Raw genomic sequence first — 14,601 nt, forward strand, 5'->3', positions numbered from 1 at the left:
GTGTTTCCAGTCCTTGCTCTCGATAAAGGCGCTCAGACAGAGAACGTTGCTCATGGAAGGTTGGCGCAGTTCCCTCCATCCATGTGATACCAGAACGGATCCTGGCTTTTTTAAAGGTTGTGGTGATGGCGATGAACCAAATATTTACTGAGCACCGCATCGCGACACTTGGCCACCACCTCCCTCAATGACATGTTTATCGACTGACAAGTCAGATCCAGTGGAATAGCCAGGCGTGAACCTGTTTTCTCCTGGGTAATGTGCAGCATGTCATGACGAGTGTGACCGGCGCACCCGCTTAATTGATAGTGACACTGCCCGTCTGTATCACGCGGAGGGCGTTATGCGCACCCAGTATATTTTACGAAAGGAAGGGAAGTTATGAGAGCCGCACCGCAAAGCCTGCCGTCAGAGCAGGAAAAACCAATGCTGGATACTCTATATCTATTGGAGCTTTGGGGGCATGGGCCGCCAATGATAATAGCCAGGTAGATTGGCAACCTATTGCCGCAGGTTTAAAGGGCAGCTCCCCTATACCAACAAATCACGGCCACAGTGCTGTGATGATGACGGCATTATGATTGATGGCTGTGTGGCACGGCTGAAAAAGTATCAACCAGAAGAGTATGAGCTGGTTATTTTGCACCATGTATATGGTGTTTCACTGCGCATGATCGCTAAAAGGCGTAAGTGCTCAGATATGACCATCAGGAAAGAGATGCAAACGGCGTAAGGGTTTATATTTGGGGTGTTATGTATGTTTGATGCTCAGTTATAATCATTATAAATGTTAAGGCCACTAACCCCACATGGAGGGGAGCGGGCCAGCTTACACAACACTCTTAGCAGTTGTGTGAACAGGACAAGACCTTCAGGCTGAACAGTTGCGGATTGTTTGCCTAAATTTAGTGATTTTGAATCCACTAATTTATGAACATTGCCAATAAAAGACGTTGTTTTGATTCGCCGCTGGTTTCCCATGAATCTAAATACTGAGGAAATTATGGCCTCACTAATAGACTCATCTGAAATTGCAGAGTCGTCATAAAACTGAATATGAGAGCGCAATTCCTTCTGGGATACAGAGACATTGTGTAAACCTTCGGCAGCCCATTCAATAACTCGATGAATTTTATCGAGATTGATGCGCTCCCTTGTTCCGTCTCTGTTGGTTACCAGTAGTGAATTGTTCATAGGTTCCTGGCCTAAAATACTACCCTAACTCATTTAGCGGCTGCTTCAGCGAAATGAGCCTAAATGGGAGGATGTGGCGCTTCCTCCAATTTCACAGCGATTAATGAGAGATTAAGTCGTGTCTTTTCTTAATAGTTGATTTCATGTTTTACTCCTAAGCTAAAAAATACATAATAATATCAGTGTGTTGTTTTTTTATTTTTCCGTTAAATACCTCCCTACATGCAGGTTGATGATGGATGCCGTGTCACCACCAACTATGTCCAGTAATGAGTCGATACAAACGCAGAAACCAGTATGTAAATCTAAAAAAATCGCCAGCTTTCTTAAAGAAGTGCGACTCTTGTTTATCTACTGTGTCCTTAGTTATTTTCTTGTCATTATTTGGCCGTCTTGCACGTTTTCCTTTGAATGAGCCAGAGTTTTTTAGCGGCTTTTTCATATCCTTTATCCTTTTTCCTGAATGGGATATGAAGGAAGCCACATTAACCGTCTGTTGCTGCGGGTAGGCCAGCTTTATTTATATGGAGGTGAAATATCCGAATTCAAGGATATTTTTTATAATAAAATCACAAAGATAGGTGGTTGTTTTTCGTTCGGTCAGATGTGATATGGAACCTTTAGATGATTGTTTTGCTCTTTAGCAAAACACAAGTCAATTTTATTGGTTTGACCTGCTCCTCATTGATTAACACTGTTGTGGTCACAAAAACTGGCCACGGATTTAGAGTTTTTCCAGAACAATCGTTCTGACTCATTCGGCATCAAACCACCATTATATTGATGAGCTCTGAGCTGGCTTTAATATCTATTCAGGTGGGCAAATTTAGTGTGTCACTACAGTTGCGTGCGTTTAACACATTGATTAATATCACTTCTGTCAGTATGCGAGTTAAGTGTATCAATGCTGTTTAGGACGGGTCACAGAAAACAAAAAAAGCGCCCAACAGGGTGGGCGCATAAATTTGCAAAGGAGTAGTACATGTATGACTCGTTGCATTGCAATAAGCGAGACTAAGAGATGTTTAGAACACATTGATACTAGTGGTATTCCTCTTGGCCTGATATAGGTATAAATCTGAAACTCTGTGTTGATATTGTTGCAAAATTTGTCGCGTTCATCAGATTGAGTCTTTGTATTGCCAACAGACCTGATATTGATAAGTCTCATTAGTCAGTAAGTTATCGACATGGACACTAGGGCTCCATGAGTCATCACCCCCCACCCCCATATGGAAACCATCGATATTTAACCAGGTACCAGCTTCTGGTCTAAGTAAATGTTGATGGCTGGTCATCATGAGTTGCTGCGTGCTGTAGCGACTGATACCAAAATGGAATTGACCAGTTAATTGCCAATTCCCGTAATTCAACGTATTGGTTTTGCAACGCAACCCATTTTCACTGGGGAAGATGTAGGGAGTGTGCATCTGCTCAAGGGGGCGCGACCAATGGCTATATTGTGCTGAGAGCTGACGGTCAGGATAGTTTTCGTGTGGCCCCAACCCTAACCAGTCAACATTTCCATAAACATCAGATAATTGGCAACACATACCGACTCTTGCTAAAGAGGGGAGTGAAGTTGCCGCCTGGACTCGGACATCAATAGTCATGCGCCCTTGTTGATCAAAACGGTATAGCCAATGTGTATGTAACAACTGTTCCTGGGCAAACTCGTAGCTATATTCCGCGCTGATTTGTATGGTCTGAGATAATGTATCTGCTTGTAGTGATAAGCAACGTGGCTCCAGTTGATACATGCCAGCTTGCTTCCAGCGCTCAACCCAGGCATTCGGATCGATACGTGTTGCCTCACTGATACCAATATCGTTATCCAGCGGAGCACGAACAAATTGATCGCGTAAAGGGGTGAGTAACCTGTTTTCCCCATCTACATGCCATTGCTCCAGTAATCCGGTTTGACGATTAAACTGCCAGTATTGTTGCTGATGGGCCACCGTAATATGCTGCGTATCTTGATGTAACTTGAGGTTATTGGGTGTAGCTGAATCAGTTAAAGAGTGGCGTAAGACTGATAATGACTGTGGTAAACGCCATTGCTGCCAGGCGCTACGGTGATGGCTTGGCGACCAAGGCGTTTCTTTTACCTGCCTGACTTCAATGTTCAACCATAAATCACCAGGTTCACTGATCACGGGTAACCGCTCGGTTAGGGTGAAATGCTGTGTGCTCTCAGGTGATAGGTTTAGTGGGACGCTCCCTTCCAGAATTGATTCACCGGCTAACTCGATGCGCCAGTACAGATGTTCGTTGTCACTGTTTCTGAACAGATATTCACTGGTTACATTGATCACCAGCGGTGAGGTGCTAATAAGTGAGAATTGGAAGAACTGCTGCGCGCATTGCGCCTCATACAAGCTGGGGTGAGGGGTACGGTCTGGGAAAACTAATCCATTCATACAGAATTGACGATCATTGGGGCTGTCGCCAAAGTCTCCGCCATAAGCCCAATAAGGCTGACCGTTTTCATCATTCCGGGTGAGGCTTTGGTCGACCCAATCCCAAACAAACCCACCTTGTAGCCGAGGATATTGGCGAAATGCCTGCCAATAGCGGGCAAATCCACCAAAACTGTTCCCCATGGCATGGGCGTATTCACACAGAATCAATGGGCGAGATTCATTCGGTAGGCCAATCCATTTCTTAATGGCCCACTTAGGTACCGCTGGGAAAGGTTGATCTTCATCGACACGGGCATACATGGGGCAAACAATATCAGTGGCTTGAGTATTCGCACCGCCCCCCTCATATTGCACCGGGCGCGTGGGGTCATTGGTTTTTATCCAACGATAGAGTGCATCCTGTGTGGCACCGTGGCCTGATTCATTGCCCAATGACCAAATAATAATACAAGGATGGTTACGATCACGCTGAACCATTCGGGTAACGCGTTCACTAAAAGCGGAAAACCATTGTGGATCATCTGCCAACCGCCTCATAGGTTGCATCCCATGAGTTTCAATATTGGCTTCATCGACAACATATAAACCGTAGCGATCACACAGGCGGTACCATAGCGGATGGTTGGGATAATGTGAGCAGCGTACGGCATTAAAGTTATGCTGTTTCATCAAAATGATGTCTTGCAGCATGCTTTCTTCATCTATGACCTGGCCCGTTTGTGGGTGATGCTCATGACGATTCACTCCACGAATCAATACCGCTTTGCCATTAATTTTGAGCAGGCCTTGGTGTATAGCCACTTGCCGAAAACCGACATCATAGGCTTCCACTTCTATCAGTTGTTGCTGACTATCCAGTAGCGAGACGACAGCTCTATATAACGTAGGTTGTTCCGCACTCCATAATAAAGGATGTGCTACTCGCAAGCTTAAATGAGAGCGATCGGTGTAATGGCCTCGCTCGTCAATTGGCTGAGTACCCAGGGGCTGTCGCAAACTGGCGACTAACGAATCCGCCAGCCAGAGCTGAACCTGGATTTGATAGGCTCTCGTTACTTGTGAGTTATTAATATCAAGTGGAGGAATATTAACGGCGGCCATTACCTCTAAATGCGCGGAGCTAAACTCTGGTGATAAATGGGTAGAAACGTGAATATCTCGCAAATGAATATCTGGTTTGTGCAACAGGCTGACATCGCGGAAAATCCCACTCATCCGCCACATATCCTGATCTTCCAGATAGCTACCATCACTCCAACGTAATACGAGAACAGCAATACGGTTATTGCCGGCGTTTAGATAAGGCGTGAGATCGAATTCGGCAGGTAGACGGCTGTCTTGGGAATACCCGACCCATCGGCCGTTGCACCAGAGATAGAAAGCGGAATTCACACCATCAAAAATAATGCGGGTTTGCCCCGATGAAAGCCACTTAGGATCAACGGTAAAATTAGATGAATAGCAACCGGTTGGATTATCTTGCGGCACCCGTGGTGGATCAACGGGAATAGGGTATTGCACATTAGTATAAATCGGGATGTCATAACCTTGGCGTTGCCAATTGGAAGGCACCGGCATCGACACAGCTTCTGGCAAATCGTGATCAACCCATTCATCGGGCACGGATTCTGGTTGGGTAAAATAACTGAATGACCACTGCCCATTAAGTAATTTCCGCTGTGGAGACGGTGCATCGTTTTGCGCTGCATCGCTATTTCGCCAACTGTAAAATGGCGGGTGTGCTTCCAGGCGGTTGTACTGTGTTATCTGCGGATTTTCCCAATCCCTGCGCAATAAAATCTGTGATAGGGCTGGTGTAGCTTGCTGTTTAACTTTTTGCTGTGCTGTCATGATCTCAGCCTTATCTTTTTCGAAAGTTAGCGTGTTTGCGCTAGCGCCATTATCCCATCAACACGTTGAAGCAGTAATGCGTTTATAGTTGGCTGGCAGGCGTGTTTGCCGTGGTCATTAACCATAGCAAATTCAAAGGATAAATTTTCAGCGCCAGGCCGCAAATAGAATTAAAACAGGCTATTGAAGGTTTTTTGGCTCTGCTGATTCTAAAATCAGGAGAAGTATTGGGGTGGGTTTACAATATTTTTACTGATTATCCTGCGTAATACCGAGTAGCAAGAGTATAATAAATAGCTTTTTTGGTCTTATTTTAGTCATGCAAACAAGAATCTTCAGTTTGCTTGCTAAAAAGAGTTGCTATTAAAAGCCGGTCATGAGTTAATGCGTCTCGGCCTGTGGTACAGACCTATTTATGCACGACATCTTGAGTAAAGTGGTTCATATTTAAAGCGTTATCGTTGATAGCTCTTCACTGACGAATTTCCTTCATAGTGCCTCCATAAGTAACGACTGATAACCGGCTATAACACGCCCATGGTGGCAAAATTTTTTAATAAAGGAAATACACATGTCTAACATGATGAAAGGTCAAGTAAAGTGGTTCAACGAGTCTAAAGGCTTCGGTTTCATCACTCCAGCTGATGGCAGCAAAGACGTGTTCGTTCACTTCTCTGCAATCCAAGATCAAGGCTTCAAGACCCTGGCTGAAGGCCAGAATGTACAGTTCTCTATCGAGAACGGTGCTAAAGGTCCGTCTGCAGCAAACGTAACTGCAATCTAATTGGCCTTTGGCTGATTATAAAAAAACCCGCCAAGGCGGGTTTTTTACTTTCTGGCGTTAAGTTGTCGAATTAACCCACTCTTCTTTTGCTCCCCATCTGCTCATTTCCCAACAACTTTTTAGTGCGAATTCATTCTTTTCTGACGCTTAAATATATTCATCAAAAGCATAGGCTTGATTGCGCGTAAACCTTATCATTCTCACCTGATTCTGTACTACACTAGCAACATTGATTTAAACGAAGGTAATATCATGAAAGTGAATGATCGGGTGACGGTAAAAACCGATGGTGGCCCTCGGCGCGAAGGGGTTGTGTTAGAGGTGGAACAGTTTAGCGAGGGCGTCATGTATTTGGTTTCGCTGGAGGATTATCCGGCAGGCGTCTGGTTCTTTAATGAAATTGATAGCCATGATGGCACCTTTGTTGAGCCGCTTCACAAGTAGAGTGACTCATACATTTATTTGCTGAACGTTCATTGAGCGACAATAAAAAACCGGAGGAAGGTGTGTGCCTTGTCTCCGGTTTTGCTATCAGCCTTTGCAATTATCATTCAACTGAATAGCTTCTGGTGATCGCTTAGAAAGTTTCCCAGTTTAGTGAATCATCTGTTGGTTTCTTGCTCCCACCGGTTTTATTCTGGCCTGCTGAGGTTGGGGCGGGTGTTTTAAGTGCCGGAGCAGGGTTACGTCCATTTAAATGGAATACCGCAACCGCTTGAGTCAGTATTTCAGCCTGTTGTTCCAAAGAGGCGGCAGCGGCGGATGCTTCTTGCACTAAAGAGGCATTTTGCTGTGTTACGTTATCCATCTCGGATACGGCTTGTGCAACCTGACTGATACCACGGCTTTGCTCATCAGAGGCAGAGGCAATCTCTCCCATAATATCAGTCACATGCGTGACGGCTGTGACAATCTCGTCCATGGCTTTACCGGCATCAGAAACCAGAATCGAGCCATCGCCAATAAGATCAACCGAGACTTCGATCAGTGATTCTATCTCTTTGGCCGCATCAGCACTGCGCTGTGCCAAATTACGAACCTCGCTGGCAACCACGGCAAATCCACGGCCTTGCTCACCGGCGCGGGCAGCTTCTACCGCCGCATTCAATGCCAGAATGTTGGTTTGGAAAGCTATGCTGTTAATGACATTAGTAATTTCAGCAATTTTCATTGAGCTAAGCGATATTTTATCCATCGTGCTGACAACATCATTCACGATGTCACCACCTTGGGCTGCCTTACCGGATGCATTCGCTGCCAATTGGCTGGCGTGATGAGCATTTTCCGCATTTTGTTTAACGGTTGCGGTCAGTTGCTCCATGCTGGCTGCGGTCTGTTCAAGTGAGGCGGCTTGTTGCTCGGTTCGTGCGGAGAGGTCTGTATTACCCAGCGCGATTTCACTGGAACCTTGATAGATAGATTCTGCACTGCTGCGGACGGCTTCAACCGTGGAGGATAATGAATCCTGCATTTGCTGAATATTATGACCTAATACGCCGATTTCATTGCGGCCAAATGGGGCTGGACTTTGTGTCAAATCCCCTTGAGCAATGCGTTGAATTCTTTCTACCAGCCGGTTAATCGGTTTGATAATGACTTTGCTGATCACTAAAAAAGCGATTAATGTCAGCAAAATAGCCAGAATAAAGGCACCACCCATCAGCATGTACCCAAGGCGTGCTTCTTGCTGAGCCGACTGATTAATTTCGTTGGCGCGTTCGGTGCGATATTTAACGGCTTTTAGCAACGGCTCGTTATAGGCATCATCTAACTGATTAAGTTTTTCTGCCTCCAGTGAGATAACTTCTTCGAAATGTCCCTCTTTAGTCGCTTCTAGCATGAGTTTCATGCCATCGTCGCGATACTGTTCATAGGCCTTTTTGAGAGGGGCGTCCAGAGCGGTGTCCGTTTCAGATTTGATTGGGCGGTTATAGTAGAGGTCAAACATTTGCTGCGACTGAGAAATCAGATTTTCAGCATTCTTCAAGCCCTGTTGGTAGCCCGTCGCATCGCCAATACGTGCCGATGACGCGGCCTGAATCAAGATAAGGCGTGCTGTACGCAAATGGTTTGAGCTGTTAGACAGGCCCAGACGGATATCGAGTTCTTGAGTCGCTTCTTCCAGCGATTGATTACTTTGTTTTAAAAAGTAACCAGATGTACCAATTGCCGCAGCAAATAACAGCAGTATTCCCGTCAAGATGGCGATAAACAGAGTGACCAGACGCATATTATTAATAAAAAATACTTTCGTATCTTTATTATGTTCTGGCGTTATTTTTATATCCAATGGCTTATGCGTACTTCCACGTTTCATTGTTAGTTCCGTTTCTATAGTCGCTCGAGGAAAGGTCCTTGCCCTATCTGCCCTTACATGAAGTTACCCTGTGGTTGGCAGCCAATTGGCAACGTCAATGAGTTCGGGTTAAGGCATCGCTACTTAAAGTTAATCCACCCCTATATCTAAAATTTTCTCAACAGTCCTTTAAGAATCTATCGGCAACAGCCCTAAAATAGTTAGGACTATAAATGAGATCGCGATCGCAGTTTGAATTAAAGAGTCATTACATTTCTGTAATTACGTCAAGGACTTGACAGGTGTTCCTGACGCAGCACTGTCCTGCGTCAGTTAGGGGAAGTGGCACTATTGAAGCCATTGTGCAGTGGCGCTGCCAAGGGGAGATGCAGCAAGCTCCCAAGACCATTGGGTCGTAGATAAGGATAGTGGCGCGCGCAAACGTAGAGCTGGGCCCCAATAGGTCATTTCGGGTTGCAATTGATAATCTTCGGTTGTTGCACTACTGGTTTTTAAATTGATGTCATCTGGCTGATAAGAAGTATCAATCAATATATTGGCGGTACGGGCTAAAGATAGGCGGGCACTGTAACCGGTATTTTGTGTCAGGCGCTGAATCAAACCCTGTATCGCTGCCGCCGCCATTAAATAACCTGTTGCATGATCTAACGCTTGCACAGGAAGGGGGAACGGGTGCAGTGTGTTTTGCCATTTCATCCCCGCTTCAGCAATACCACAACTCATCTGGACCAGGCTGTCAAAGCCACGTCTGCTACGCCAAGGGCCACTCCAGCCATAGGCATTCAGACAAATATCAACTAATCCGGGGGATAATTGCCGCCGCTGATGTGACCCATAGCCTAATTCATCTAATGCACCTGCTCGGTAGCCGTGAATAATGATATCTGCCTGACGTAATAATGCTTCAAAGATATGACGATCATGATGATTAGTGAGATTCAATCGCGCACAGCGTTTGCCTGGGGTAACTTCTGGCTCAATCGCGGGTTCATTCCAGGAAAAAGGATCGATGCGTAAGACATCGGCCCCTAATCCGGCCAGAAAGCGGGTAGCGATGGGGCCGGCCAGTACACGAGTGAGATCGAGTACCCGAATACCTGCCAATGGCTGTGCCAGTGGGATTCCCCAGGTGGGGGCGGTTACCTGTGGATGATCAAAGGCGGCAAAAATTGACTCTTGCGCAACACTCTTTCCCTGTATATGTTGTTGCCACTGTTGGAGGGAGTACATTTGTGCTGCACATCCACCAGATGTGATCACTGCATGCTCTAACTCACTGACTTTCCACTGACTAACTGCATCTGCTACGGCTGCTTTATGTTCATGCGGCCCTAATATACCCTCAACAACTCTACGATGATGTGGGGCATTAGTGTGCAAACGAATCCAACCATCACTGGCTTGATAATCGCCAGCAATAGCATCCCATGCGGAAGGCAATTGCCAGTTAATCGGTTTCAGTGACCAGCCAAACCACAAGGCAGCCAAACGTTGATCAACTGTCACTTGGGGGTGTAAACCGTGTTTTGCTTCGATTAATGCAGCAACCGCTAATCCGGCAGTGGCAATGGATGCACAAGCCAGTGAGGTGACAGGGAATGCTGACGGTAGTTGCCCTTCGCCGCTGAATAATAATGAGTTATCAGGTAAATCGGCATAACCCAAGCTGTTCCACAATTGGTGGGTCATCGTTGCTGTTGGCGATATTGTCATGGAAAGCCCCAGTGATAACTTCAATGCATGCAGTGTAGCAACAAGGTGGATGCTTTGCCGGAGAAGCCTTATTTTTAGCAAAATGATACGGGATGGTGAGATGTTATTAATTTAGGGCTTATATATGCATTGTTATTTCTATTATTTAATTAATTCTAATTGGTTTAAGTTTTGTTTAGAAATATAGTCTTTACATGATTATCATCGGAAACTATACTCTTGGAAAATTTCGGTGGAGAAACTAATGGATACGCAAAGTAGTAGTCAAATAAGCAAGGCAAGCTAACTCATCTCCCGACCGATTTGTTGCTTGCCGAAACATGGCGGGCAGCACTCTCCTGTATTTCCTGAGCTGTGCAGACCCTATAATTTCCTAACTCAATGATGATATTTTGAGTTTATTAGTTTGGGTTTTTATTATGGTATTTAACAGCCACGCACTTTTCCCTCCAGGCGCTAACACCCGTTATTGCTGATTTGCCTTTAGGTATATATCAGCACAATAGCCTGTGTGCTAAATAGCACATGATTATACCCGTTATACTTCAAGCTGCATATGCGTTGGCTATGTTCAATAACCCGAATCACTTACTACAGTAAGCTCATCGGGATTATCTCACTTGCCGCCTTCCTGCAACTCGAATTATTTAGGGTACATTCTACCAATGATTAATTCATGGAGAGAATCATGGCCTTAACTCCTTTTGTTGTAAATTTATTACTGGCAATGTGTCTGGGTTCATTAATTGGTGCCGAAAGACAATGGCGTCAACGCATGGCCGGTTTGCGAACCAACGCATTGGTTGCAACGGGTGCAGCTGTATTTATGCTCAGTTCTTATGCCACATCGCCAGACAGCCCCGGCCGTATTGCCGCTCAAGTAGTGTCAGGAATTGGTTTTCTTGGGGCAGGTGTCATCATGCGCGAAGGTATGAATATTCGCGGCCTGAACACCGCAGCAACTTTATGGTGTTCCGCCGGCATTGGTGTGCTTTGTGGCCTGGGATTATATTGGAATGCCGTCGCAGCAACCGCGGTTATTCTATGCGCCAATATATTGCTACGCGAGGCTGCGCAACGTATTAATATGCAACCTCAGCAACAAGCCGTTGATTTAGAAGTTCGTTACCGCATTCAAGTGACTTGTGGCGCGGAAGACGAAGTATTGGTTCGTACCCTTATTTTACAGGCCCTCAATGGTGTGGCATTACGGTTGCAATCATTATGCAGTGCCGATATTGCCAAGCCGGGGCAATTGGAAGTTTGTGCTGAAATAATGGCGACCCCTGCGGCACAAAAAGAAATCGAAAGTATTGTTTGCCGCGTCAGTCTGGAACGTAGTGTCAGTGCTATTCATTGGCGTATTGCCTCAGAGTTGCCAGTATAAGTCAGGTAATTAATATATTTTCCAAATTAGCAGTTAATAAATAATTCTGCCCCATGTGGTAGTAAGGAGTTGTTATGGACGAACACCCCGAAGTTAACTTAATTAGCTGCTGTTAATTAAATATAAAATTGGCAGCGCAATAATAGTTCAGCACATTTGTCTCTCAATAATTGAGCGGATAAACCCTGTGCGTTTAGAATTAAAAGAGAAGCGTTATGACCAAATTTCAAAAGACAGGTACAGGCCGTAGCAATAATAAAAAACATTTTACTATTGCATTAGAGGCTAAAAATAGCCTGGATCAAACATTATCCAGGCTGAATGCTAATTTGAACGGGATAACAGAAGAAGACGCCAAAGAACGGCTGGAACTATACGGTCTTAATGAAGTCGCGCATGAGAAAGCGCCGCCGGCATTAATTCAATTATTGGCCGCATTTAATAACCCTTTTATTTTTGTTTTAATGATCCTGGCAGCAATCAGTTTTGTGACAGATTATTGGCTACCTTTACAACGTGGCGAGGAAACCGATCTGGTTGGTGTTGGTATTATTGTCACAATGGTCTTAATCAGTGGGTTATTACGTTTTTGGCAGGAATACCGTACCAACAAAGCGGCAGAAGCACTGAAATCGATGGTGCGCACCACGGCGACGGTTCTGCGCCGCAGCAACCATAGTGCTCAACCGGCAAAACAGGAAATTGCCATTAAGCAGTTGGTGCCGGGCGATATTATTTTATTATCTGCCGGGGATATGATCCCAGCTGATTTGCGACTGATTAAATCCAGAGATTTGTTTATCAGCCAGGCAATTCTGACAGGAGAAGCTATTCCTATTGAGAAATATGATGCCATGGGAGCGATAGCAGCAAAATCGGTCGAGGTGGATGCCAGCAGCGAGAGCGAATTACTGGAGTTGTCGAATATTTGTTTGATGGGGACCAACGTTGCCAGCGGAACAGCAATGGCGGTGGTGGTTGCCACCGGCGGGCATACTTATTTCGGGTCGCTTGCCAAGTCTATTGTGGGCAACCGTGCACAAACCGCGTTTGACCGGGGAGTTAACAGTGTTAGCTGGTTATTGATCCGCTTTATGTTGGTGATGGTGCCGATTGTATTGCTGATTAACGGATTCACAAAAGGCGATTGGAGCGAGGCGGCGTTGTTTGCGTTAGCGGTAGCCGTTGGTTTGACACCTGAAATGTTGCCGATGATTGTCAGCTCTAACCTGGCTAAGGGCGCGATAGCGATGTCGCGGCGCAAAGTGGTGGTTAAGCGGCTGAATGCCATACAAAATTTTGGTGCAATGGATGTGTTATGTACCGATAAAACGGGGACATTGACGCAAGACCGGATCATTCTTGAACACCATTTAGATGCTCGTGGTAGCAATGACAGCAAAATATTACAACTGGCATGGCTGAACAGCTTCCATCAAAGTGGCATGCGCAATCTGATGGATCAGGCGGTTATCAAATTCAGCCGTGGTAAACCAGAAATTGATGCTTTGCGCAGTTTTAATAAAGTGGACGAGTTACCCTTTGATTTCATCCGCCGCCGTTTGTCGATTGTGGTGAAAGATGAACAGCAGCATCAGACATTGATCTGCAAAGGTGCGGTGGAGGAGATGCTGAGCATCTGTACTCACGTGCGCGAAGGGAGTGATATTTATCCACTGGATGAAACTCGCCGCACCTCATTGTTGGCATTGGCTACGCAATATAATGAAGACGGTTTTCGCGTTTTGCTATTGGCTACGCGTGAATTAGGTACTAAAATCAATGAATTACCTTTAAATAGTGATGATGAGCGCGAGTTGGTGGTGCAGGGGTTACTGACGTTCCTTGACCCACCAAAAGAGAGTGCAGAGGCGGCGATTGCTGCATTGCGGGAAAATGGCGTGGCGGTAAAAGTATTAACCGGTGACAACCCGATTATCACAGCCAAAATCTGTCGTGATGTGGGGCTGGATCCTGGCGAGCCGCTGAGTGGCCTTGATATCGAAAACATGGATGATGAAACGCTGGCGCGAGAAGTGGAGTTGCGCACGGTGTTCACCAAGCTGACGCCGCTACAAAAATCACGTGTTTTGAAAATGCTGCAAAGTAACGGGCACACTGTCGGTTTTCTTGGCGATGGTATTAATGATGCTCCGGCATTGCGCGATGCAGATGTGGGGATTTCTGTTGATACTGGCACCGATATCGCCAAAGAGTCCGCCGATATCATTTTGCTGGAAAAGAATTTGATGGTGTTGGAAGAGGGTGTAATTAAAGGACGCGAGACTTTTGGCAATATCATCAAATACTTGAATATGACCGCCAGTTCGAACTTCGGCAATGTTTTCTCTGTATTGGTGGCTAGTGCATTTATTCCATTCTTGCCCATGCTTGCCATTCACTTGCTGCTACAAAATCTGATGTATGACATCTCTCAGCTCTCTCTGCCGTGGGATAAAATGGACAAAGAGTTTTTACGTAAACCGCGCAAGTGGGATGCTAAAAATATTGGTCGTTTTATGCTGTGGATTGGGCCAACTTCGTCCATCTTTGATATCACTACCTTTGCATTGATGTGGTTTGTCTTTGCAGCTAATAGTGTCGAGCATCAAGCTCTGTTCCAATCAGGTTGGTTTATTGAGGGCCTATTGTCACAGACATTGGTCGTTCATATGTTGCGCACACAAAAAATTCCGTTTATTCAAAGCACTGCGGCACTGCCAGTGTTATTAACCACCGGTGTCATTATGGCTATCGGTATTTATATCCCGTTCTCACCATTAGGAACATTGGTTGGGTTGCAACCATTGCCATGGCAATATTTCCCATGGTTAGCCGGTACTTTAATTAGTTACTGTGTTGTTGCGCAACTGATGAAGCAGTTTTATATCCGTCGCTTTGGCAAGTGGTTCTAACAACGCATATTTATCTC

At 45.5% G+C, this 14,601-nt stretch carries 9 protein-coding genes and 3 pseudogenes; 6 read left to right on the plus strand and 6 right to left on the minus strand.

What is annotated here, in order from left to right; all coding sequences use genetic code 11:
• Positions 1-272 (minus strand): annotated as a pseudogene (locus HU019_RS04955) (site-specific integrase); the annotation flags it as partial.
• A gap of 29 nt (positions 273-301) precedes the next feature.
• Here HU019_RS04955 and HU019_RS04960 point away from each other — a divergent pair.
• Together HU019_RS04960 and HU019_RS04965 are read left to right on the plus strand one after the other, a co-directional pair.
• Complete coding sequence (locus HU019_RS04960; RefSeq protein WP_407083982.1) at positions 302-385, plus strand: hypothetical protein; 84 nt, start codon at positions 302-304, stop codon at positions 383-385.
• Positions 386-440: 55 nt separating this feature from the next.
• Positions 441-733, plus strand: a pseudogene (locus HU019_RS04965) (antiterminator Q family protein).
• 260 nt (positions 734-993) lie between these two features.
• Here the strand turns inward: HU019_RS04965 and HU019_RS04970 are convergent.
• The 3 genes and pseudogenes from HU019_RS04970 to HU019_RS04980 form a co-directional block, all read right to left on the minus strand.
• Positions 994-1,194: pseudogene (locus tag HU019_RS04970) on the minus strand (ATP cone domain-containing protein); the annotation flags it as partial.
• 247 nt (positions 1,195-1,441) lie between these two features.
• A complete protein-coding gene (locus tag HU019_RS04975; RefSeq protein WP_174849238.1) occupies positions 1,442-1,636 on the minus strand; it encodes a hypothetical protein in 195 nt (64 codons plus the stop codon).
• Positions 1,637-2,315: 679 nt separating this feature from the next.
• Positions 2,316-5,468, minus strand: coding sequence for a beta-galactosidase (locus tag HU019_RS04980; protein ID WP_174849237.1), 3,153 nt, complete (start codon positions 5,466-5,468; stop codon positions 2,316-2,318).
• A 571-nt stretch (positions 5,469-6,039) separates the two neighbouring features.
• On the opposite strand from HU019_RS04980, the gene cspE reads away from it, so the two are divergent.
• Complete coding sequence (cspE, locus tag HU019_RS04985) at positions 6,040-6,252, plus strand: transcription antiterminator/RNA stability regulator CspE (RefSeq protein WP_002210893.1); 213 nt, start codon at positions 6,040-6,042, stop codon at positions 6,250-6,252.
• Positions 6,253-6,504: 252 nt separating this feature from the next.
• A complete protein-coding gene (gene dsrB, locus HU019_RS04990; protein WP_004701013.1) occupies positions 6,505-6,696 on the plus strand; it encodes a protein DsrB in 192 nt (63 codons plus the stop codon).
• A 133-nt stretch (positions 6,697-6,829) separates the two neighbouring features.
• On the opposite strand, the gene HU019_RS04995 is transcribed toward dsrB, so the two are convergent.
• Positions 6,830-8,569, minus strand: coding sequence for a methyl-accepting chemotaxis protein (locus tag HU019_RS04995; protein ID WP_174849236.1), 1,740 nt, complete (start codon positions 8,567-8,569; stop codon positions 6,830-6,832).
• 327 nt (positions 8,570-8,896) lie between these two features.
• The gene (locus HU019_RS05000) at positions 8,897-10,282 is read right to left on the minus strand and encodes a CoA transferase (protein ID WP_217450904.1); all 1,386 of its coding nucleotides are present in this window, start codon (positions 10,280-10,282) and stop codon (positions 8,897-8,899) included.
• Positions 10,283-10,970: 688 nt separating this feature from the next.
• Here HU019_RS05000 and HU019_RS05005 point away from each other — a divergent pair.
• Both HU019_RS05005 and mgtA read left to right on the plus strand, forming a co-directional pair.
• A complete protein-coding gene (locus HU019_RS05005; RefSeq protein ID WP_174849235.1) occupies positions 10,971-11,669 on the plus strand; it encodes an MgtC family protein in 699 nt (232 codons plus the stop codon).
• Positions 11,670-11,884: 215 nt separating this feature from the next.
• Entirely contained in the window at positions 11,885-14,584 is a 2,700-nt protein-coding gene (gene mgtA / locus HU019_RS05010; protein WP_174849234.1) for a magnesium-translocating P-type ATPase, read from the plus strand.
• Positions 14,585-14,601: the final 17 nt, after the last annotated feature.

Source organism: Yersinia artesiana (genome assembly GCF_902726545.1).
In the GTDB taxonomy this organism is placed as follows: domain Bacteria; phylum Pseudomonadota; class Gammaproteobacteria; order Enterobacterales; family Enterobacteriaceae; genus Yersinia; species Yersinia artesiana.